This window comes from Gordonia paraffinivorans NBRC 108238 (assembly GCF_000344155.1).
Taxonomy (GTDB): domain Bacteria; phylum Actinomycetota; class Actinomycetes; order Mycobacteriales; family Mycobacteriaceae; genus Gordonia; species Gordonia paraffinivorans.
This window is the reverse complement of record NZ_BAOQ01000051.1, coordinates 1-21019: the sequence shown is the minus strand read 5'-3', so window position 1 is coordinate 21019 and position 21019 is coordinate 1. Positions and strand designations below refer to the sequence as shown.

Sequence of the window (21019 nt, the reverse complement as noted above, 5' to 3'; positions counted from 1 at the left end):
TCACACCGACGCCAATCGCCGACGGCGGACCAACGCGATCAGGAACGGCGCGCCCACGATCGCCAGCATCACGCCCACCTGGATCTCGCCGGGACGAGCAACCACCCGGCCGAGGATGTCGCAGCCGATGAGGAGGATCGCCCCGAGCAGTGCCGAGTATGGGATGATCCACCGGTAGTCGGCGCCGACGACGGCGCGGGCGACGTGCGGGACGACCAGGCCGAGGAACACGATGGGGCCGCAGGCCGCGGTGGCGGCGCCGACGAGCAGGGTGATCGTCAGGATGCCGAGCCCCCGGATGAGCGCGACCCGCGAGCCGAGCGCCTTGGTCATGTCGTCGCCCAGGCTCAGGACGTTGAGGAAGAAGCCGCCGGCCAGCGCCAGGACCAGGCCGACGGCGATGAACGGCAGGCTCGCCCAGAAGACGTCGAGGCCGCGTCCGGCCGTCGAACCGACGCTCCAGAACCGCCATTGGTCGAGCGAGTTGGTGTCGACGAGCACGATCGACGACGTGACGGCGGTGAGCATCGCGGTGAGGCCGGTGCCGGCGAGAACCAGGGTGAGCGGGCTCGATCCGCTCAACGCCGACAGGCCGAAGACGACCGTCGCCGCGATGATCGCGCCGAGGAGGCCGAAGACCATGAAGGCGACCGGGCTGGTGATGCCGAAGAGGAAGATGCCGCTCACGACCGCGCAGGCCGCGCCCGCGTTGACCCCGAGGATGCCGGGATCGGCGATCGGGTTACGGGTGTGCCCCTGGGTGATGGCCCCCGCGGCGCCGACCGCCAGGCCTACGGACAGCCCCAGGAGCGTGCGCGGAACCCGCAGGTCCCACACGATCCCGGACGCGTCGGAGTCCTTGTCGATGCGGGGCATCCGCAGGTCGAGCATCGCTGTCCAGATCTCGGCGACGCCGCCCGCGAAGCTCGTCCACACCTCGCCGAGCGGGACCGGCCGGGTCCCGAACATGACCGAGGCGATGACCAGCGCCGCGAGGACCGCGATCAGCACGGGGATACCGAGGACACGGATGGGGCGACGCACGAAGGTAAACCTTACCTATCTGCTTGGTCGTCGTGGAGGCGGCACCCGGCCTGTCGACATCAATTTCGCATAACGAAAGCGCCCGACCGGGGCAGCCTGGCCAGTGTGGGCGGTAACACTGCGCTCGGTACGGGTCGATAGACCGCATGACGTCAGTGCTTCACACAAGGAGGATCGATGAAATCGTTCAAGCGAACCGTGGTCGGGGTGCTGGTCGCCGCAGGCGTGGCAGCTGGGTCGCTGGTGGGCACGGCTCCGGCGCAGGCCGAAGTCCCCAACCTCCGGCTGACCGGCAACGTCGCCTGCCAGTTCGGTGCTGCAGGCACGGAGTGGAAGAACGCGTGGAGCATGACCCGGCACATCCGCGTCACCGCGTACGGCGCCGATTTCCCGAACGTGACGCTGCAGGAGATCAACGGCGCGCGGAAGTTCGCCAAGACCCTCAAGAGGGGCCAGTTCCTGGAGATCCGGACCACCTGGTTCGGTTGCTTCCCGTCGTCGATCTCCGGGTACACGATCTCCGACTACGCCGAGAACCTGACCGACAACGCAGGCTTCTGGTGGAACCTGCGGCGCATCGAGAACCCGTTCAACCGGTTCTCGCCCAGCACCGGATCGGCGGGCGGCTCGTCCACCGGTGGCGGCGTCAACGTCGCCGGCAGCCCCGCCATCCCGGGCCGCTGACGGCACGGTAGCGGCGCAAGCAGCACCACCGAAGGACAGAAAGAGGGCGACCGGTCGAAACCGGTCGCCCTCTTCGTGTTCGTGGGGTCGCGTCGACCGCTAGGCGGACGGGCGGGCGACCTTGTGCGGCTCGGACGCGGCGAGCATGTCCTCGCGCTCGACGACCTTGATGCGCTCGCGACCCTCCGCGGCACCCAGGGCGCGCTCGTGCTCGTCGAGTCGGTACCAGCCGTCCCAGGTGGTGTAGGGGATGTTCTTGGACTCGAGCAGCTCGACGACGGCGTCCTCGCCCGGCTCGGCCGGCTCGTTGAGCTTGCCGGCCTCCATGTCCTTGAGGATGCAGTCGACCGTCTCGTTGGCGTCGCCCTTGGTGTGGCCGATGAGGCCGACCGGGCCGCGCTTGATCCAGCCGGTGGTGTAGATGCCGATCAGCTGCTCACCCTCGTCGAAGACCCGCCCGGCCTCGTTCGGGATGACGCCGGCCTGGGCGTCGAAGGGGATCTCGGGCAGGTTGTCCGACAGATAGCCGACCGCACGGTAGACCGCGCCGACCTCCCAGTCGGTGAACTTGCCGGTCGGTTTCACGTTGCCGGTGCCGTCGAGCTCGGTGCGCTCGGTGCGCAGGCCCACGACCTTGCCGTTCTCGCCGAGGATCTCGACCGGGCTCTCGAAGAAGTGCAGGAACAGCTTGTGGATCGCACCCTGCTTGGGCTCGCGGATCGCGTAGTTCTCGATGATCGTCGCGACCTGGTCGGTGATCTTCGAGCCGCGGCGGGCGACGGCCGAACCCTCGTCGTACTCGATGTCCTCGGGGTTGACGATGACCTCGATGTTCGGCGAGTGGTCGAGCTCCTTGAGCTCGAGCGGGGTGAACTTCGCCTGGGCGGGGCCGCGGCGTCCGAAGACGTGCACCTCGACGGCCTTGTTGGCCTTCAGGCCCTGGTAGACGTTGTCCGGGATCTCCGTCGGCAGCAGCTCGTCGCCGGTCTTGGCGAGCACGCGGGCGACGTCGAGCGCGACGTTGCCGACGCCGATGACGGCGACCTTCTCCGCGTCGAGCGGCCACGTGCGCGGGAAGTCGGGATGGCCGTCGTACCAGGCGACGAACTGCGCGGCGCCGTAGCTGCCCTCGAGGTCGATGCCGGGGATGTCGAGCGAGCGGTCATCGGTGGCGCCGGTGGAGAAGATGACGGCGTCGTAGTGCTTCTTCAGGTCGGCCAGCGTGATGTCGGTGCCGTAGTCGACGTTGCCGAGCAGGCGGACCTGCGGCTTGTCGAGGACCTTGTGCAGCGCGGTGATGATGCCCTTGATGCGCGGATGGTCGGGCGCCACGCCGTAACGGATCAGTCCGAACGGAGCCGGCATGCGCTCGAAGAGGTCGATGCTGACGCCGCGATCCTTCGCGGTGTCGGACTTCATCAACGCGTCGGCGGCGTAGATCCCGGCGGGACCGGCACCGACGATCGCAACCCGAAGCGGGCGGCTGTTGTCGCTCATGGAGTAGGTGTCTTCCGTTGCTCGGCGCGCGCAGACACGAAACCCGACGGATTCGCAAGTCGGCACGCTTGGGTGTGGCCTATCTCTTCTACGGTATGCGTTAGGTGTCCCCGACCAAAATTGCCTGTGAGGTAATCCTCACTTTTCGAGGTCACCCGTGATGACATGGGCGACCTCGCGGCCGGCGGGCACGGTTCAGCGCGAGGCGGCCTCGACGATCGGTCCCACGGCCCGGTCCGCGACCCACGGGATGGTCAGCACAGTCGGCACCGACATCGCGGTCCCGACGTCCTGCGGCAGGTACACCACGCGGCCCGTCCGTGCGACCTGCAGTCGCGAGAACGCCTGGTTGGCCCGCAACCTGTCGTTGGCGCCCTCCCAGTCGACCGCTATCACCAGGTCCGCGGCGTCGAGCCGATCGAGGCTCTCGGCAGGAAGTTCCCCGTAGAAGCCGCTGGTGATCACGTCCTCCAGTGCCGGCGGGAAGCGCAGGCCGTATCCGGCCACGGCCTGTGCCCGCCCGTCCCCGGGTCCGTACACCGACACGCCGCCGGTCGGGCCGGCGGTCACCACCACGGCCGTCTTGCCGGCGAGAACAGGGTTCCGTTCCCGGACGCCGGCGAGGAAGGCCTCGGTCTCCTCGACCTTGCGTCGCGCCGCGTCCGGTTGTCCGATCGCGGTGCCGATCTGGATCGTCTGGGCGTCCCACGGCACCCGCCACGGCTGGTACTGGGCGGGGCGCAGGATCGTCGGCGCGGTCTTGGCGAGCAGGTCGAACTGGTCGCGGGTCGGATCGGCGCCGACCGCGGTGACGAGGTCCGGATTCGTGGCCAGCGCCTTGGGGATCTCGTCGCCGAACGCCGAGGACACGTTGGACAGCACCACCGGCGACGTGTCGCCGATGAGCTCGGCATTCCACGGCGCCTTCGCCTGGTCCGGATCGGCGAACGGCGCGATCGTCGTCGGGATGACGCCGAGGGCCAGGAGCGTGTCCCCGTCCCCGACGCCCATCGCGGCGATCCGGGTCGGGGCGCGGTCGACGACCGCGGGCGCATAGGCCTGCTGCACGGTGACCGGGATGGCGCCCGGCTCCGGTGCGGGAACCCGCGCGGCGTCGCCGACGGACTCATCCGGCGCCGAGCACGACGTGACGATGATCGTCGCCGCGATGATGGCCGAAAGGAATCCGAACAGCTGATGTGTGTGCAGGCGCATGGGCATCCTCGCCGTCGACAGCAGTTCGTGTTCATGATACGGATCCAGCGGCAGGGGGGAGGGCCGCCTGCGCTCCGCAAAGCCGGACGGTGTCGATGTGCCGGCAGGAGCCGGACGGTGTTCTTGCGCCGGCAGAAGCCGGACGGTGTTCTTGCGCCGGCAGAAGCCGGACGGAGATCACACCTGGCCTGGCGATACACTTCGCGCCATGGCCAAAACTGCAGGCGGCAGCCCCGACGGCAGGCGCGGCGGGAAGAACGGCGCGTCCAAGGGCGCGCCGTCCGGGCGGCCTGCGTCCGACTCGTCGGACGAGGACGTGAACGCCGCCCTCGTCGACGACAGCGGCCCGCCCAACTGGAAGAACGCCTGGCCGTTCTACGTCGCGGCCGGAGTCGTCGCGCTGTTCGTGCTCGGCATCGTGCTGTCCAACATCTCGCGGCCCGCAGAGGACCGCGTCAGCGACGACGCGCGCGTCCAGTACGCGATCAACGACCTCTACACCGCGATGAACGCGGCCGACTACGACGAGTACCGCGACAGCACCTGCGCCGCGGATCTCGCCAAGCCGGACTTCCCGACCCGCGAGCGGTTCGTGGAGGACAACAAGGCGGTCACGGAGAAGAACGGTCCCATCGAGATCCCCGAGATCACCGACCTGGTGGTCGACGGGGACCGGGCGACCGCAAAGGTTCATTGGCACTATGAGAAGTCGTCCGACGACAAGCATGTCGACGACACGATCGTGGTCCGCGAGAACGGCGAATGGAAGGTGTGCACCTCATGACCTATGCCGGCGACCTGACCCCGCGTGAGGCGTGGGAGAAGCTCGAGAACAACCCCGACGCGGTCCTGGTGGACTGTCGCACCCGGGCGGAATGGGCGTTCGTGGGCGTCCCGGATCTCGAGATCCTCGGCAAGCGGACCGTTTTCGCCGAGTGGACGACCTACCCCGACGGGCTGCCCAATCCCGACTTCCTCGCCGAGGTCCGCGCCGCCGGTGTCACCGACGACACCGAGGTCATCTTCATCTGTCGTTCGGGCCACCGTTCGATGGGCGCCGCCGAGGCGGCGACCGCCGACGGCATCAAGAAGGCCTACAACGTGCTCGACGGATTCGAGGGCGCCCTCGACGAGAACGACCATCGTGGCGCGACCGGATGGCGCGCCGAGAACCTGCCGTGGAGGCAATCGTGAGTATCGACGTGCCCGTGGGCCGCGAACTGCCGGAGGGCGTCTCCGCCGACACCATCGCGGTGCGCGGCGGCCTGGCCCGTTCCGGTTTCTACGAGACGGCCGAGGCGCTGTATCTGACCAGCGGCTACGTCTACGACTCGGCGGAGGCGGCCGAGCGTGCCTTCACCGGCGAGGACGAGCGGTTCGTCTACTCCCGCTACGGCAACCCGACCGTGCACATGTTCCAGGAGCGCCTGCGGCAGATCGAGGGCGCCGAGGCGTGCTTCGCGACCGCCAGCGGCATGGCCGCGGTCTTCGTGGCACTCGGCGCTCTCCTCAAGGCCGGTGACCGTCTCGTCGCCGCCCGAAGCCTCTTCGGTTCGTGCTTCGTCGTGTGCAACGAGATCCTGCCCCGCTGGGGTGTCGAGACCGAGTTCGTCGACGGCGAGGACCTCGAGCAGTGGGAGCGGGCGCTGTCCAAGCCCGCCACCGCGGTGTTCTTCGAGACCCCGTCGAATCCGATGCAGACCCTCGTCGACGTCCGCAAGGTGTCCGAGCTCGCCCACGCCGCGGGCGCGAAGGTGGTGCTGGACAACGTCTTCGCCACGCCGCTGCTGCAGCGCGGACTCGACCTCGGCGCCGACGTCATCGTCTACTCGGGCACCAAGCACATCGACGGCCAGGGTCGCGTCATGGGCGGCGCCGTGCTCGGCACCAAAGAGTACATCGACGGCCCGGTGCAGCAGCTGATGCGCCACACCGGTCCGGCGCTCAGCCCGTTCAACGCCTGGACGCTGGTCAAGGGACTCGAGACGCTGCGCCTGCGCGTCGACGCGTCGGTCTCCTCGGCCCTGCGCATCGCGGAGTTCCTCGAAGCCGATCCGCGCGTCCGCTGGGTCAAGTACCCGTTCCTGAAGTCGCATCCGCAGTACGAGCTGGCCACGAGCCAGATGTCCGGCGGCGGCACCGTGGTGACCTTCGAACTCAACGACCGCGACGGGGTCGACGGCAAGAAGCGCGCCTTCGAGGTGCTCAACGGGCTGCGCGTCATCGACATCTCGAACAACCTCGGCGACTCGAAGTCGCTCATCACACACCCCGCGACCACCACCCACCGCGCGATGGGGCCGGAGGGCCGTGCGGCCATCGGCCTGAGCGATTCGGTGGTCCGGCTGTCGGTCGGGCTCGAGGGCATCGACGACCTGCTCGGCGACCTCGACCAGGCCCTGGGCTGACCGCCGTTCGACCGGATCTCCGCGGCTCCACCACTTTTCCGTAGAGCCGCCACCCGAGCGGGTGGCGGATTCACGGAAGAGTGGTGGAGCTGTTTCAGGGGAGTTCGGCGATCCCCAGCGCGTTGAGCACCGTACGGAGCTTGAAGCCGGTCTCGTCCAGCTCGGCCTGGGGATCGGAGCCCTCGACGATGCCGCCGCCGGCCCAGGTGCGCAGGTTGCGTCGATCCCCGGCGAGCTCCAGGCACCGGATGGCGACCATCCACTCGCCGTCGCCCGCGGCGTCGCACCAGCCGACCGAGCCCGCGTAGAAGCCGCGTTCGCCCTCGACGTCGCGGATGATCTGGCCCGCGACGTCGCTCGGGGTCCCGCAGACCGCGGGGGTCGGCCCGAGCAGCAGAGCCAGGTCCAGGGCGGTGGTCGACGGATCGCGCAGCGTGGCGCGGATCGGGGTGGCCAGGTGCCAGACCTCGCCGGTGGACTGCAACCGGGGGGTCGACGGTGCGTCGACGTCGTCGCACAGGTGGGACAGCCGTTCGCGCAGATGGTCGACGACGAAGGCGTGTTCGGCGAGATCCTTCGCAGAGGCCGCCAGCCGCTTCGCGGTCGCCTCGTCCTCGGCGGGGTCCGCCGACCGCGGCGCCGAGCCGGCATACGGGTGGCAGAGCACGGTCGAGCCCGACTTCCGCAGCAACACCTCGGGACTAGCGCCCAGCAACCACGAGCCGGAGCCCGTCGCGGCGTCGAGGTCCACGGCAAACGCGTTGTGCTCGACGTTGCCACCCGCGAGGGCGTCGAGCAGTTCGAGCGGCTGCACCTTCTGATCCAGGAGCAGGTCGACGCTGCGCGCGAGCACCACCTTCTCCACATCCCCGGCGACGATGCGCTTGATCGCGTGGGCGATGCGTTCGCGGTGTTCGTCGGCGTCGGGGTGCAGGACCGTGGAGATGGCGCGGCGCGTCAGGGGAGCGCTTCCGGCCAGGGGAGACGGGTCGAACGCGAGGCGGGCGGGTGCGACCAGCGCCGCGCGGTCGCGGACGTCGAACGGGATCGCGCCGGTCAGGGATCGGATCTCGCCGGCGCGTAGAGCGGCCGAGGCCTCGTCGACATCGGTGTACGTCCGGGCGATCCCCCCGCCGCGCACCGTGCCGTGCGGGCGCGACAGGACAAAGACCTCGCTGTTGGAAGACACGACCACCAGGATACAGGTAAGCCTGCCCTAACTTCGAATCACGGTGATTCCAAATTGACACCTCTCGGGGGTTTCAGCGAATCTTGACGCAGGTCATGAGTGCCAGCGACAAGCCCCGGCTAGCTGGTCGGCAACCCTCCTCCACGGTGGGGTGCTCCGGGTGACGACCTGGCCGCGCTCGAACCCGAGCGAGGCAAGTGTGGATTCTCGAGGAGTTCTCTTCCGATGACTGCTGTTCTCTCGGCACCTGTTTCCCGGTCCGTTCGTCCTGCTCTCGGCACCGCCCCCGTCTGCGACGGCCGGTCCTCGGCCGTCGCCGACCGAGGCCCCTTCATCCCGGCGCTGGCCCCGGTCGTCGGCGCCGACACCCGGGTCCCGGTCACCGGCGGGTCCGTCGCCTACGCCAACCTCGACTACGCGGCGAGCGCGCCCGCGCTCGCAACGGTCGCCTCCGACGTGGCGGGCGCGCTCGGCGAGTACGCCAGCGTTCATCGCGGCGCCGGCCACCTGTCGCAGGTCACCACCCGCCGGTACGAGGCGGCCCGCGACACCGTGCGCGCCTTCGTCCGCGGCCGCGCCGACGACACCGTCGTCTTCACCCGCAACACCACCGATGCGATCAACCTCGCCGCCCACATCACCCCGGGCGACGTGGTCGTCCTCGACATCGAGCACCATGCCAACCTGCTGCCGTGGTGCGCGCCGAAGGAGGGCCGCAGCCGCGCCCGGATCGTGACCGCCTGCGACACCATCGAGGACACCCTCGTCGCGCTCGAGGCCGAACTGGCCTCGAAGCCGGCGTCGCTGCTCGCGGTCACCGCGGCCTCGAACGTCACCGGCGAGGTGCTGCCGATCGGCAAGCTCGCCTCGATCGCCCACCGCCACGGCGCCCGCATCCTCGTCGACGCGGCGCAGCTCGTCGCGCACCGGCCGATCTCGATCGTCAGCCACGGCATCGACTACCTGGCGTTCTCCGGGCACAAGGCCTACGCGCCGTTCGGCGCCGGCGTGCTCATCGGGCGCTCGGACTGGTTCGACGCCGCCGCCCCCTACCTCGCCGGCGGGGGAGCGACCGCCGACGTCGACCTCGGTGACGAGGGCACCACCTGGCACTCCGGCGCAGCGCGTCACGAGGCCGGTTCCCCGAACGTGCTGGGCGCCATCTCGATCGCCAAGGCGTGCGAGGCCCTCGCCGACCTCGGCCCGGAGTACATCGGCCATCACGAGGCCGCGCTGTGCGAACGCCTCGACGCCGGGCTGGCCGCGATCGAAGGCGTCCGCCCGCTGCGGATCTTCTCCGACTCCACCGACCGCGTCGGCATCGCCGGGTTCACCGTCGACGGCCACGCCCCGCGCGCCGTCGCCGAATACCTCAGCAGCGAGCACGGAATCGGCGTCCGCGACGGCAAGTTCTGCGCCCACCCGCTGCTCAAGCGGCTCGGGCACCCGGAGGGCGCGGTGCGCGCCAGCTTCGGCGCGGGCACGACCTCCGACGACGTCGACCGCCTGCTCAACGCGCTGACGACCCTGTGTGGCAACGCCGCCCGCACCACGACAACGTCCCGACCAGCACTCGACGAGGGGTACCCGGCATGACCATCGAACTCGACACCACGCGCATCGGCTCGGCCACCGCGGTCGACGTCCCGCAGGGCACCGTGAGCATCGGACGTCCCGGATTCCGGGTCGCAGTCGCCGGTGACGCGGTCGCCCAGACCTTCCCGATCGTCGTGCGGCGGGAGACCCTCCGCGAGGCGCAGCGTGCACGGTCGCTGCTGCGGTCCGGCGCCCACGATCAGGCGCGTTTCACGGTGGCCCTCGAGATCGAGGTCGCCATCGCGCCGTCGGCGGCGTCGGCGCGGGCCGTCGTGGCCGAGGCCGCCCCCGGGGAGCCGGAGACGATCCGCTACGTGGGCACCACGCACGGCCTGATCACGTTGCTGCGCGACGTCTATGCGGCCGAGGTCGCCGATGCCGTCATCCTCGTCCCGCTCGACGGGGCGGCCACCGAGCGACACATCCGCGAACAGGTTCTGCCCCACTTCGCGGACGTGCGTCACCGCGTGGCGTAGTCGGACGTCGCGAACGAACCCCGGGGCGGAGGGGGCCTCAGGCCTCGCCGCGCTCCCATTGTTCGATGAGTTCCCTCTCCGCCTCGTCGGTCAGTTGCCCGTAGAGGCGCAGGCGGGCCATGCCGCCGTCGGGGTAGATGTCCACGCGTGCCTCGGTCATCGGCCGATCGAGGTCGATGACGTAGCGGTGGCGGGTGTCGGGCTGCAGCCGCGTGCGGGGAAGCACCTCGAACCACTCGCCGTCGCCGTCTCGGCCGCGCACCATCGCCGCGCCCGGGGCATTGCCGATGAAGTAGCTGGTGTCGAGTTCGACGAGGCTCACCCGGGCCTGCCCGGCGAGACGGACCTGAACCCAGTCGTTGCCGTCATCGCGACGACGTGAGGTCTCCCAGCCCTCGCCCATGTTGCGGGCGCGCCCGGGCATCAGCAGGTTGTTGGGCGAGCTGTAGAACATGTTGGAGCAGGCCGTGATCAGGCCGCCGTTCTCCAGCGCGGCGAGATCGAAGTGCCCGTAACGGAAGAAGTGCGGATCGGGGACGCCCCGGCCGTGCACGCGGAAACGCGCGACACCGCCGTCGGGGTGCATCGTCAGCCGGACATGGGTGAAGCGGTTCTTCGCGTCGACCTTGAACGGGTTGCGGGTGTCGCCGTCGACCGGGCTCTTCTCGACGATCGTCACCCACTCGGTCTCGTGGGCGAGTTCCTCGGCGGAGACGATGCCCTCGACCGCTGCCGCCTCGACGGAGACGAAGGGCGGGTAGTTGCCCTTGAACCACGACGTGTCGACGACGACGCCGTAGATGACGCCGGGGGCGCCGAGACGGATGATCGCCTGGTCGACGCCCGGCTCGCGTCGGCGACGCGTCTCCCAGCCGTCGTAGATCTGGCCCTTGTGGCCGAACGTCGCCGGTTGGTACTCCGCGGGCGGGGTCTTGATGAGGTTCTGCGCCTCCGCGAACAGGTCGTCGTTGGTCCAGACGACCGCGCCGCCGAGGTCTCGCAACGCCAGGTCGGGCATCGAGGTGAAGTGCGGGCGGGTTCCTGGGGCGTTCGGCGGCGGCATCGGGGTCACGACACCCGATCCTATCGGCGAGGCCGGTTCGCGCACTTCGTGCGAAGACGAGCGGACCGCCGGCGAGTGGTCGCCGGCGGTCCGTGTCGTGAGTCGTTCGGCCTCAGCCGCGCGAGGGCTCGTTGGCCTCTTCGGCGTGCTTCTCGAGGCGCTCGACGGCCGCCTTCGCGACCTTCTCGGCCTCTTCGCGGCCGACCCAACCACCGGGCTGGACCTCCTTGCCCGGCTCGAGGTCCTTGTAGTGCTCGAAGAAGTGGGCGATCGGGCCCAGCTCGTACTCCGAGACGTCGGTGATGTCCTGGATGTGATCCCAGCGCACGTCGCCGGCGGGCACGCACAGCAGCTTGTCGTCGCCGCCGGCCTCGTCGGTCATCGTGTACATGCCGACGATCCGGGCGCGGACGATCACGCCGGGGAACACGGACTCGGGCAGCAGGACCATCGCGTCGAGCGGGTCGCCGTCCTCGCCGAGGGTGCCGTCGATGTAGCCGTAGTCGGCCGGGTAGCCCATCGAGGTGTACAGGTAGCGGTCGAGGTAGACCTTGCCCGTCTCGTGGTCGACCTCGTACTTGTTACGGCCACCTTTGGGGATCTCGATGGTCACATCGAATTCCACTGTTCCTCCTGGCAGTCTGGTCGGGGTGGGGCGCCGGGCCGGGACGGCCGCACGCCGCAACAACGATACTGTTAGTCCGACGACCTCGGACTTCGCACCCCGGGTTTCGGGTGCGCGGAGGGTTCGCGGTGGTCGCAGTCGGTAGGCGCAGCTAGAGAGATCCGGAGGCTTCGTGGGCGCATCCGCCAGACCCGGTGAGGGACCGACCCGGAGCCGCAGACTCCTCTGGTGGACGATCGCCGCGGTCGTGGTCCTGGCCCTGGCGTCGACCGCGGCCGTCGTCGTGGCGCTGCGCCTGGACTCCGACGACGAACTCCCCCCGGGCATCCCGCCGCAGCCGCCGGCGGTCGCGTTCGACCCGCAGATCGACCCGGTCGCGGCGACCGCCCCCGCACCGACCCCCGCCGGTGTGCAGCGCGCGATCGCGGCCGCGGTGCGCAATCCCGCGCTCGGCGTGCTGACCGGTAAAATCTCCGATCCGCTGACCGGCGAGGTCCTGTGGACGCGCAATCCCGACCGGCCGCGCATCCCGGCATCGAACGACAAGGTGCTCTCGGCCGTGGCGGTCCTGCAGGCGATGCCGCACGACGCGCGGCTGACGACGACGGTCGTCGCCGGTGCCGATGGCCAGGTGATCCTCAAGGGCGCCGGTGACCCGACGCTGTCGGCCCAGCCGGCCGGCCGCGACACCTTCTACAGCGAGCCCGCGCGCATCGCCGACCTCGCCGAGCAGATCAAACGGTCCGGGGTGCCGGTCACCTCGGTCGCCGTCGATCTCAGCGCGTTCTCCGGTCCGACCATGGACAAGACCTGGGACCGCCGCGACATCGCCGGCGGCGACATCGCCCCGATCGAGTCGCTGATGGTCGACGGCGCCCGCCTCGATCCGCTGGACGAGTACTCGCCGCGCTCGGCGACGCCGGGGATCATGGCCGGCGAAGCCCTCGCGGCCGCTCTCGGCGTGGACGCCCCGGTCACCGAGGCGACCGCTCCGGCGGGTGATCGCGTCATCGCCGAGGTCGAGTCCGCGCCGCTGGTGACGCGCGTCAACGACATGCTGCGTCACAGCGACAACGTCCTCGCCGAGGCGCTGTCGATCGAGCTGTCGGTGTACCGCGGCGGGCCCGCGACCCTGGCCGGCGGGGTCGACGCCATCGAGGACGTGCTGTCGTCGACGTTCCCCGAACAGTGGCCGGGCACCACGCTCGCCGACGCCTCGGGGATCTCCTACGCCAACCGCACCACGCCCGACCTGCTCGACGCGGTGATGAACGCCGCGGCCGGGCCGTCGAATCCGAAGCTGCGGCCGATGCTCGAGGGGCTGCCTGTCGCCGCCGGCACGGGCACCCTCGCCGACCGCTTCCCGGTCGCCACCAACCCCGGCGCGGGGTGGGTGCGGGCGAAGACCGGAACACTGACCGGGGTGAGTTCGTTGACGGGCATAGTGCAGACGATCGACGGCCGCGTGCTGTCGTTCGCCCTGATGTCGGGCGGCACCTCGCCGGCCGATGCTCGACCCGCCCTCGACGCGGTGGTGGGTGAACTCAGAGAATGCGGGTGCCGATGACCATGCCAGGAACCGACAGCACGCCCCTCGCGGGGACGGTCGAGGCCGAGGCCCAGAAGGCCGAGCAGCGACTCTCCATCGGGTCGCAGATCGACTGGTCGCTCGCGGCGTCGACCGCCAAGCGCTTCGTCCGGCCGGGCCCCAAGACCACCGCCTACACCTACGACGCCGCGCAGGCCGAGCTCGCCGACGCCGCGACGCGCGCCGAGGCCCCCGTCCGCGAGGTGACCGGCCTCGCCGACGGCCTGCGCATTCCCACCACCCGCGTCCTGGACCGGCCGGGCTGGATCGACGCGGCCGCCACGTCGATGCGGTCGATGCTCGGCGCGGAGGAGTTCGCGTCCGCTCCGGTCGCCTCGGGTCTGGCCGCGAAGTTCGGCGGGGTGCAGGCCGGGGGACTGCTGGCCTTCCTCTCCACCGCCATCCTCGGTCAGTACGACCCCTTCACCCCGGATCCGGAAACCGGCGAACCGGGCGTGCTGATGGTGGTGACCCCGAACATCATCAACGTCGAACGCCAGCTCAGGGTGGTCCCGTCGGACTTCCGGCTGTGGGTCTGCCTGCACGAGGTGACCCATCGTGTGCAGTTCTCGGCCAATCCCTGGCTGCGCAATTACATGCAGGACAACGTCGCGGTCCTGACGTCGGAGACCGGGGAGTCGACGACCGAGATCGTCACGCGGCTGACCAAGTCGCTCAAGAGCGACGAGCCGCGGGAAAAGGGGATCCTGGGCGCGATGCAGATGCTGCAGAGCCCCGAGCAGTACCGGGCGTTCCAGCGGATGATGGTCCTGGGCACCCTGCTCGAGGGCCACGCCGATCACGTCATGGACGCCGTCGGCCCCGCACACGTCCCCACCGTGGTCGGTATCCGCGCCGCCTTCGACAAGCGGCGCAAGGCCCCGCAGAACCCGGTGCAGCGCATCATCCGCGCCCTCATCGGCATGGACGCCAAACTGGCGCAGTACATCCGGGGCAAGGCCTTCGTCGACGAGGTGGTGTCGACGGTCGGCATGGAGCGGTTCAACACCGTGTGGACCTCGCCGGAGACGATGCCGCTCCCGGAGGAGATCGACACCCCGCAGGCATGGATTCGACGAGTGTTGTGACCCGGGCGGTCGCGGACTTCGCGGCCACCCACCTCGACGGTCCGGCGACGCCGGTCTGCGTCGGACTCTCCGGAGGTCCCGATTCGCTCGCCCTGACCGCCTGCGCGGTGCGCGCGGGACTCGACGTCACCGCCCTCGTCGTCGATCACGGGCTCCAGCGTGGATCGGCGGCGGTCGCGGCCCGCGCCGCCGACGCCGCCCGGCGCCTCGGTGCGCAGGCCCGGGTGTTGCCCGTCGAGGTCGGTTCGCGCGGAGGACTCGAGGCCGCCGCGCGCGCGGCCCGCTACGAGGCCCTCGACGCCGCGCGGGAAGGTCGCCCAGTGCTGCTCGGCCACACCGCCGACGACCAGGCCGAAACGGTTCTCCTGGGGCTGGCCCGCGGATCGGGCGCCCGGTCGATCGCGGGGATGCGCCCGTGGCGCGAGCCGTGGGGGCGGCCGCTGCTCGGCGTGCGTCGGGTGCGGACTCTCGCCGTGTGCACCGAACTCGGGCTGGAGGTGCATCACGACCCGCACAACCGGGACCCTCGGTTCACCCGCGTGCGGCTGCGCTCGGAGGTGATCCCGCTGCTCGACGACGTCCTGCAGGGCGGGGTCGTCGACGCCCTCGGCCGGACCGCCGCGGCGCTGCAGGACGATCTCGACGCGCTCGACGGGTGGGCGGAGGCCGCAGCGAAGGTCGCGATCCGGCCGGACGGTCTGGATTGCGTGGCGCTCGACGACGCGCCCGCCGCGATCCGCACCCGGGTCGTCCGTCTCTGGCTGCGCGAGGTCGGGGCGACCGAGCCGACCCAGCGGGTGATCGCTGCGGTCGATCGGCTCGTGACCGGTTCGGGCGGCGGGCAGGTCGCGATCGGCGGCGACCCGGGCGTGCGGAGCGTCGTGGAGAGAAGCGGCCAAACGCTGACGGTCCGCCTCACCGAGAGGTGAGACGGACCGTCGAGACCGGGCTTGAGTGGCCCTACTTCTTCTTGGGTGCCTTGAAGGGCGAGTTGATCGTGTTGAAGTACTGGATCGCTGCGGTGATCAGGGTGCCGCCGCCGCCGAAGACGAGGCCGACCATGCCGCCGACCGCGGCCGCCGGGGCGACTCCGACGAGGCAGCCGACGACCGCCGCGGCGATTCCGGCGACGCAGCCGATGATGCCGCCGACGATCGCGCCCAGGATCGTGCCGACCAACGACGAGACGGTCATGCCCGTCTGCAGCTGCTGCTGGAAGCGAGCGAGCGCCTGATCGTCCCGCTCCTGCCGCGTCTCCGGCGCCGCCACCTGATGCCGTGCGATACCGCGCAGCTGCTCCACCTCGGCCGCGTCGACCTTGACCGAACGTGCGGCGTCACGCGACGGGATCAGCGTGACCTTGTTGCCGGCCTGACGCGCGTCGATCGGGAACTGACGGTCCTCCAGGCGGTATGCCAGCGGCATCCGGAAGAGCTCCTTGCCGGAGAAATCACGGATGGTCAGCGTTCCGTTGTCGGTGCTCGCCTTTGCGTTGTGGAGCGCGAGCGTCAGTGACGACGCATTCCAGGAAGCGTCATATGTCGGGGTCGCGGGCTGCTTCGGGGCCGCCTGGGCAACGCCGGAGAATGCCGTGATCGCAACTGCGGCAAGGGAAATGACTGCGAGGACCATGGTGCGCATGCGGGAACGCGGGATGGCCTCGCCCTGAGGATCAAGGTGCATCTGAGGGGGATCTTTCCGTGGAGGGGGGTTCCCCGAGGGGGATCGGGGAATCGGGTCGATGATTACACAGTGGTGCGCGCCGCGGTAACCGCGTCATCACCGAGCGATCACAACGTGCATTGAACCGATCCAGAAATGATGCGTTTCTGCGACGGGTGTGACTTCTGTTCTCGGTTCGATATGTAATCGATACCACAAACGATCTTCCGGTTACCCGATATTGATCCGTTCGTACTACGTGTGGAGGTGCCTTTCATGCCACGAAATCGCAACCCGTCGGTATCCGGCACGGCCGGGCATGACAAGCTGTAACGGTGCAGTCCGCAGACCCCTATGCCGCTGACATCGACGCTGTTCTGATCACACAGGAGCAGATCCGGCAGCGCACCGCCGAGCTCGCAGCGTCCGTCGCCTCCCGCTACGCCGACATCGAAGAGGACCTGGTCCTCGTCGGAGTGCTGAAGGGGGCGGTCATGTTCATGACCGACTTCGCCCGCGCACTGCCCATCCCGTCGCAGCTGGAGTTCATGGCGGTCTCGAGCTATGGCTCGTCGACCTCCTCGTCGGGTGTCGTGCGGATCCTCAAGGACCTCGACCGCGACATCGAGGGACGCGACGTGCTGATCGTCGAGGACATCATCGATTCCGGCCTCACGCTGTCGTGGCTGCTGAAGAACCTCGCCACCCGGTCCCCGCGCAGCCTCGAGGTGTGCACCCTGCTGCGCAAGCCCGAGGCCGTCAAGGCCCCGGTCCGCGTCGCCGACGTCGGGTTCGACATCCCCAACGAGTTCGTCGTCGGTTACGGCCTCGACTACGCCGAGCGCTACCGCGACCTGCCCTACATCGGCCGGCTCAAGCCGTCGGTGTACTCGAGCTGACGCTGCGCTCCTGCTCACGGCCGGGAACGGTTTCACCTGCGCGATCGTTGACCGGTAGCCTCAATGTGTACGTCGATGGGAAGGACATGGGAACGGCGTAGGCGCGCAGGAGGACCTCTCGCGTGCCGGCTCGGCCCCCACCAACTGGCATGAACCGTAAGACAGTCTTCCGCAACCTCGCCATCCTGGCGCTCGTCCTGCTCGCCCTGTGGGGCTGGAGCGTGATGAGCGACTCCGACCGCGAGTACCGGGGCGTCGACACCTCCGTCGCGCTGGAGCAGTTGGACAAGAAGAACACCAAGTTCATCAGCATCGACGACCGCGAACAGCAGCTGCGCATCGAGCTCAAGTCCCCGGTCAAGGTCGGCGACTCCGACGCGGACAAGATCAGCACCAAATACCCCGCGCAGGCCGGCGAGCAGATCTTCGACGCGGTCGAGAACACCGGTGCGCCATACACCACCAACGTCAACGAGCAGTCGATCCTGTGGCAGATCCTCATCTTCGTCCTGCCGATGATCCTGCTGTTCGGCCTGTTCTTCTTCGTGATGAGCCGCATGCAGGGCGGCGGCCGCGGCGGCGTGATGGGCTTCGGCAAGTCCCGCGCCAAGCAGCTGACCAAGGACATGCCCAAGACCACCTTCGCCGACGTCGCCGGCGCGGACGAGGCGGTCGAGGAGCTCTACGAGATCAAGGACTTCCTGCAGAACCCGTCGCGGTACCAGGCGCTCGGCGCCAAGATCCCCAAGGGCGTCCTCCTGTTCGGCCCGCCGGGAACCGGTAAGACCCTGCTCGCGCGTGCGGTCGCCGGTGAGGCCGGCGTCCCGTTCTTCACGATCTCGGGTTCGGACTTCGTGGAGATGTTCGTCGGCGTCGGCGCCTCGCGCGTCCGCGACCTGTTCGAGCAGGCCAAGAACAGCGCCCCGTGCATCATCTTCGTCGACGAGATCGACGCCGTCGGCCGTCAGCGCGGCGCCGGGCTCGGCGGCGGACACGACGAACGCGAGCAGACGCTGAACCAGCTGCTCGTCGAGATGGACGGCTTCGGCGACCGCTCCGGCATCATCGTCATCGCGGCCACCAACCGGCCCGACATCCTCGACCCCGCGCTGCTGCGCCCGGGCCGCTTCGACCGTCAGATCCCGGTGGGCAACCCGGACCTGGCCGGGCGTCGCGCAATCCTCAAGGTGCACGCCAAGGGCAAGCCGATCGGCCCCGACGCCGACCTCGACGGCCTGGCCAAGCGCACGCCCGGCATGTCCGGTGCCGACCTGGCCAATGTCATCAACGAGGCCGCGCTGCTGACCGCGCGCGAGAACAAGCAGGTCATCACCGCCGAGGCCCTGGAAGAGGCGGTCGACCGCGTGATCGGCGGCCCACGCCGCAAGAGCCGCATCATCAGCGAGCACGAGCGCAAGGTCGTCGCCTATCACGAGGGCGGTCACACGCTCGCCGCATGGGCGATGCCCGATCTCGACCCGATCTACAAGGTCACCATCCTCGCCCGCGGACGCACCGGCGGCCACGCGCTGGCCGTGCCCGAGCAGGACAAGGACCTGCTGACGCGGTCGGAGATGATCGCCCGCCTGGTGATGGCGATGGGCGGCCGCGCCGCCGAGGAACTGGTGTTCCACGAGCCGACGACCGGCGCGTCGTCGGACATCGACCAGGCCACCAAGATCGCGCGGGCCATGGTGACCGAGTACGGCATGAGCGCCAAGCTCGGGGCGGTGCGCTACGGCCAGGAGCAGGGCGACCCGTTCCTGGGCCGCTCGATGGGCACCCAGTCGGCGTACTCGGCCGAGATCGCCCGCGAGATCGACGACGAGGTCCGGCGACTCATCGAGGCCGCGCACACCGAGGCGTGGGCGATCCTCAACGAGTACCGCGACACCCTCGACGTGCTGGCCAGCCAGCTGCTCGAGAAGGAGACGCTGACGCGCAAGGATCTGGAGAAGATCTTCGTCGACGTCGAGAAGCGCCCCCGCATCACCGCGTTCAACGACTTCGGCGAGCGGACCCCCAGCGACAAGCCGCCGGTGAAGACCCCGGGCGAGCTCGCCGCCGAGCGCGGGGAGCCGTGGCCGCCGGAGGAGAAGAAGGTGGTCCCCGAGCCGGTGGGCGCCGGCGCACCGGCGACCGGCCAGTCGGGTCCGGAGCCGACCGGTCGGGTACCGCTCGGCAACCGACCCCAGTACGGTTCCCCGGAGCCGGACGCCCAGTACCCGTCGTATCCGCCCAAGGCCCCGAACCCCGGGTACGCGAACCCGCAGCAGCCGCCTCACCGGGCGTCGCCGTATCCGGGTGCGCCGTACCCGAACCCGGGTCACGCGACCCCGCCGCCCGGCGGCCCCTACACGGGCAGCACCCGCCCCGACTACGGCGCCCCGCGCGACTGGTCGGCACCCGGCTGGCCGCCCGAGCAGTCGCCCGCCGACCGCCCCGGCTCCCACGGGACCAACGGCTGGGGACACCGCGGGGACAACGGTCCGGGGAACGGGGGCCACGGCAACGGCGGTCCCGGAAATGGCGGCAGTGCCGGTGACGGCCAGAACGGACGAAACTCGTAAGGTTGACGGATGACGATCAGTGAGCGGCAGGACGCCGTAGTGGATGGGCACCGATCGCAGTTCGACCAGGCCCGTGCCGAAGCCGCCGTGCGTGAGTTGTTGCTTGCCGTCGGCGAGGACCCCGATCGCGAGGGGCTGCGTCGTACGCCGACGCGCGTGGCCAACGCCTACCGCGAGATGTTCGCCGGCCTCTACACCGACCCCGACGACGTCCTCGCCACCACCTTCGACGAGGACCACGACGAGTTGGTCCTGGTCAAGGACATCCCGATGTATTCCACGTGCGAGCACCACCTGGTCTCGTTCCACGGCGTCGCGCACGTGGGCTACATCCCGGGGGCGTCGGGACGGGTGACCGGCTTGTCCAAGCTCGCCCGACTCGTCGACCTCTACGCCAAGCGCCCGCAGGTGCAGGAGCGCCTGACCAGCCAGATCGCCGACGCGATCATGCGCCGGCTCGACCCGCGCGGCGTCATCGTCGTCATCGAGGCCGAGCACCTGTGCATGGCCATGCGCGGCATCCGCAAGCCGGGCGCCACCACGACGACCTCGGCCGTCCGCGGCATCTTCAAGTCCAGTGCGGTGTCCCGCGGCGAAGCCCTCGACCTCATCACCCGGTGAGTCCGGAGAACGTGGTCCCGGTCGGCGGTGGTGACCACCGGACGCTCGTCATGGGCGTCATCAACGTCACCGCCGACTCCTTCTCCGACGGCGGTCGCTACCTCGACACCGACGCCGCGGTGGCCCACGGGCTACGGCTCGTCGAGCAGGGCGCGGACCTCATCGACGTCGGCGGCGAATCGACCCGGCCCGGCGCGAGTCGCGTCGACCCGGAGGTCGAGGCCGCACGGGTCGCGCCCGTGATCCGTGCGCTCGCCGACCACGGCATCGTCGTCTCCGTCGACACCATGCGTGCGCGAGTCGCCGCCGCCGCGATCGAGGCCGGCGCGGCGATCGTCAACGACGTCTCGGGCGGACGCGCCGACGCCGACATGGCGAAGGTCGTCGCCGACGCCGGCGTGCCCTGGATTCTCATGCACTGGCGTCCGACCGGGGACAGCGACGACCGCCGGTTCACCCACCGCATCGGCGATGTCGGCGGATACCGCGACGTGGTCGCCGAGGTGAGTGGAGAACTGCTCGCGCAGGTCGACGCCGCGGTGTCCGCGGGGGTCGACCCCGATCGCCTGATCCTCGACCCCGGGCTCGGATTCGCCAAGACGGCCGAACACAACTGGGCGTTGCTGCATGCGTTGCCCACCTTCATCGGCCTGGGTTTCCCGGTCCTCGTCGGGGCGTCGCGCAAGCGGTTCCTCGGTACCCTGCTGGCCCGCGACGGCGAGGACCGGCCGCCGGCCGGACGCGACGTCGCCACCGCCGCGATCTCGGCGCTCACCGCCGCCGCCGGCGCCTGG

General features: G+C 69.9%; 20 protein-coding genes and 1 riboswitch. Of the genes, 13 read left to right on the top strand and 7 right to left on the bottom strand.

The window, feature by feature from the left end; all coding sequences use genetic code 11:
* Complete coding sequence (locus GP2_RS19410; protein WP_006902301.1) at nt 1-1044, bottom strand: FecCD family ABC transporter permease; 1044 nt, start codon at nt 1042-1044, stop codon at nt 1-3.
* A 177-nt stretch (nt 1045-1221) separates the two neighbouring features.
* Here GP2_RS19410 and GP2_RS19405 point away from each other — a divergent pair, with 177 nt between their 5' ends.
* Nucleotides 1222-1728, top strand: a complete 507-nt coding sequence (locus tag GP2_RS19405; RefSeq protein WP_006902300.1) for a hypothetical protein — start codon at nt 1222-1224, stop codon at nt 1726-1728.
* Between the two features lie 99 nt (nt 1729-1827).
* On the opposite strand, the gene GP2_RS19400 is transcribed toward GP2_RS19405, so the two are convergent.
* Nucleotides 1828-3225, bottom strand: coding sequence for an FAD-dependent oxidoreductase (locus GP2_RS19400; protein ID WP_006902299.1), 1398 nt, complete (start codon nt 3223-3225; stop codon nt 1828-1830).
* 195 nt (nt 3226-3420) lie between these two features.
* Nucleotides 3421-4440 carry an ABC transporter substrate-binding protein gene (locus tag GP2_RS19395; protein WP_006902298.1) on the bottom strand — a complete coding sequence of 340 codons (1020 nt, stop codon included), beginning with the start codon at nt 4438-4440 and terminating at the stop codon, nt 3421-3423.
* A 208-nt stretch (nt 4441-4648) separates the two neighbouring features.
* Here GP2_RS19395 and GP2_RS19390 point away from each other — a divergent pair, with 208 nt between their 5' ends.
* Genes GP2_RS19390 through GP2_RS19380 form a run of 3 tightly spaced genes read left to right on the top strand, consistent with a single transcriptional unit; the run spans nt 4649 to nt 6848 of the window.
* Nucleotides 4649-5224, top strand: a complete 576-nt coding sequence (locus GP2_RS19390) for an Rv0361 family membrane protein (RefSeq protein ID WP_006902297.1) — start codon at nt 4649-4651, stop codon at nt 5222-5224.
* Nucleotides 5221-5634: a rhodanese-like domain-containing protein gene (locus tag GP2_RS19385; RefSeq protein WP_006902296.1), complete on the top strand. Its 414-nt coding sequence runs from the start codon at nt 5221-5223 to the stop codon at nt 5632-5634. The genes GP2_RS19390 and GP2_RS19385 overlap by 4 nt, the downstream gene beginning before the upstream one ends.
* The gene (locus GP2_RS19380) at nt 5631-6848 is read left to right on the top strand and encodes an O-succinylhomoserine sulfhydrylase (RefSeq protein ID WP_006902295.1); all 1218 of its coding nucleotides are present in this window, start codon (nt 5631-5633) and stop codon (nt 6846-6848) included. Before GP2_RS19385 ends, GP2_RS19380 begins: the two co-directional genes overlap by 4 nt.
* 94 nt (nt 6849-6942) lie before the next feature.
* On the opposite strand, the gene GP2_RS19375 is transcribed toward GP2_RS19380, so the two are convergent.
* On the bottom strand, nt 6943-8043 hold the full coding sequence (locus GP2_RS19375) for an isochorismate synthase (RefSeq protein ID WP_006902294.1): 1101 nt from the start codon (nt 8041-8043) through the stop codon (nt 6943-6945).
* An 85-nt stretch (nt 8044-8128) separates the two neighbouring features.
* A riboswitch (SAM riboswitch) is annotated at nt 8129-8243 on the top strand.
* Between the two features lie 19 nt (nt 8244-8262).
* Between GP2_RS19375 and GP2_RS19370 the strand changes: the two genes are divergently transcribed.
* Both GP2_RS19370 and GP2_RS19365 read left to right on the top strand, forming a co-directional pair.
* Complete coding sequence (locus GP2_RS19370; RefSeq protein ID WP_006902293.1) at nt 8263-9633, top strand: aminotransferase class V-fold PLP-dependent enzyme; 1371 nt, start codon at nt 8263-8265, stop codon at nt 9631-9633.
* Nucleotides 9630-10109: a hypothetical protein gene (locus GP2_RS19365; protein ID WP_006902292.1), complete on the top strand. Its 480-nt coding sequence runs from the start codon at nt 9630-9632 to the stop codon at nt 10107-10109. The genes GP2_RS19370 and GP2_RS19365 overlap by 4 nt, the downstream gene beginning before the upstream one ends.
* 37 nt (nt 10110-10146) lie before the next feature.
* Here the strand turns inward: GP2_RS19365 and alc are convergent, their stop codons facing one another.
* Together alc and GP2_RS19355 are read right to left on the bottom strand one after the other, a co-directional pair.
* On the bottom strand, nt 10147-11172 hold the full coding sequence (alc, locus tag GP2_RS19360) for an allantoicase (RefSeq protein ID WP_174320741.1): 1026 nt from the start codon (nt 11170-11172) through the stop codon (nt 10147-10149).
* Nucleotides 11173-11284: 112 nt separating this feature from the next.
* Nucleotides 11285-11797: an inorganic diphosphatase gene (locus tag GP2_RS19355; RefSeq protein WP_006902290.1), complete on the bottom strand. Its 513-nt coding sequence runs from the start codon at nt 11795-11797 to the stop codon at nt 11285-11287.
* 172 nt (nt 11798-11969) lie between these two features.
* Between GP2_RS19355 and dacB the strand changes: the two genes are divergently transcribed.
* The 3 genes from dacB to tilS are packed head-to-tail and all read left to right on the top strand — an operon-like array spanning nt 11970 to nt 15402.
* Complete coding sequence (gene dacB / locus GP2_RS19350; protein WP_006902289.1) at nt 11970-13364, top strand: D-alanyl-D-alanine carboxypeptidase/D-alanyl-D-alanine endopeptidase; 1395 nt, start codon at nt 11970-11972, stop codon at nt 13362-13364.
* A complete protein-coding gene (locus GP2_RS19345; RefSeq protein WP_006902288.1) occupies nt 13361-14473 on the top strand; it encodes an Rv3626c family coenzyme F420 biosynthesis-associated protein in 1113 nt (370 codons plus the stop codon). Before dacB ends, GP2_RS19345 begins: the two co-directional genes overlap by 4 nt.
* Complete coding sequence (tilS, locus tag GP2_RS19340) at nt 14470-15402, top strand: tRNA lysidine(34) synthetase TilS (protein ID WP_006902287.1); 933 nt, start codon at nt 14470-14472, stop codon at nt 15400-15402. The genes GP2_RS19345 and tilS overlap by 4 nt, the downstream gene beginning before the upstream one ends.
* Before the next feature lie 31 nt (nt 15403-15433).
* Here the strand turns inward: tilS and GP2_RS19335 are convergent, their stop codons facing one another.
* A complete protein-coding gene (locus tag GP2_RS19335) occupies nt 15434-16156 on the bottom strand; it encodes a DUF8020 domain-containing protein (RefSeq protein WP_006902286.1) in 723 nt (240 codons plus the stop codon).
* Nucleotides 16157-16470: 314 nt separating this feature from the next.
* Between GP2_RS19335 and hpt the strand changes: the two genes are divergently transcribed.
* From hpt to folP, 4 genes are all read left to right on the top strand, one after another.
* Entirely contained in the window at nt 16471-17034 is a 564-nt protein-coding gene (hpt, locus tag GP2_RS19330) for a hypoxanthine phosphoribosyltransferase (RefSeq protein WP_006902285.1), read from the top strand.
* A gap of 149 nt (nt 17035-17183) precedes the next feature.
* The gene (gene ftsH, locus GP2_RS19325) at nt 17184-19604 is read left to right on the top strand and encodes an ATP-dependent zinc metalloprotease FtsH (RefSeq protein ID WP_040527511.1); all 2421 of its coding nucleotides are present in this window, start codon (nt 17184-17186) and stop codon (nt 19602-19604) included.
* A 9-nt stretch (nt 19605-19613) separates the two neighbouring features.
* Complete coding sequence (gene folE, locus GP2_RS19320; protein ID WP_006902283.1) at nt 19614-20225, top strand: GTP cyclohydrolase I FolE; 612 nt, start codon at nt 19614-19616, stop codon at nt 20223-20225.
* A gap of 50 nt (nt 20226-20275) precedes the next feature.
* A partial coding sequence (gene folP, locus GP2_RS19315; RefSeq protein ID WP_006902282.1) for a dihydropteroate synthase occupies nt 20276-21019 on the top strand: 744 nt, incomplete at its 3' end.

What these genes read in the sequence shown, in the direction of transcription:
- GP2_RS19385 (WP_006902296.1), top strand. Translation starts at nt 5,221, where the DNA reads ATGACCTATGCCGGCGACCTGACCCCGCGTGAGGCGTGGGAGAAGCTC.
- GP2_RS19370 (WP_006902293.1), top strand. Translation starts at nt 8,263, where the DNA reads ATGACTGCTGTTCTCTCGGCACCTGTTTCCCGGTCCGTTCGTCCTGCT.
- GP2_RS19405 (WP_006902300.1), top strand. Translation starts at nt 1,222, where the DNA reads ATGAAATCGTTCAAGCGAACCGTGGTCGGGGTGCTGGTCGCCGCAGGC.
- ftsH (WP_040527511.1), top strand. Translation starts at nt 17,184, where the DNA reads ATGAACCGTAAGACAGTCTTCCGCAACCTCGCCATCCTGGCGCTCGTC.
- GP2_RS19395 (WP_006902298.1), bottom strand. Translation starts at nt 4,440, where the DNA reads ATGCGCCTGCACACACATCAGCTGTTCGGATTCCTTTCGGCCATCATC.
- alc (WP_174320741.1), bottom strand. Translation starts at nt 11,172, where the DNA reads ATGCCGCCGCCGAACGCCCCAGGAACCCGCCCGCACTTCACCTCGATG.
- GP2_RS19390 (WP_006902297.1), top strand. Translation starts at nt 4,649, where the DNA reads ATGGCCAAAACTGCAGGCGGCAGCCCCGACGGCAGGCGCGGCGGGAAG.
- GP2_RS19335 (WP_006902286.1), bottom strand. Translation starts at nt 16,156, where the DNA reads ATGCACCTTGATCCTCAGGGCGAGGCCATCCCGCGTTCCCGCATGCGC.
- GP2_RS19400 (WP_006902299.1), bottom strand. Translation starts at nt 3,225, where the DNA reads ATGAGCGACAACAGCCGCCCGCTTCGGGTTGCGATCGTCGGTGCCGGT.
- folE (WP_006902283.1), top strand. Translation starts at nt 19,614, where the DNA reads ATGACGATCAGTGAGCGGCAGGACGCCGTAGTGGATGGGCACCGATCG.
- GP2_RS19345 (WP_006902288.1), top strand. Translation starts at nt 13,361, where the DNA reads ATGACCATGCCAGGAACCGACAGCACGCCCCTCGCGGGGACGGTCGAG.
- GP2_RS19365 (WP_006902292.1), top strand. Translation starts at nt 9,630, where the DNA reads ATGACCATCGAACTCGACACCACGCGCATCGGCTCGGCCACCGCGGTC.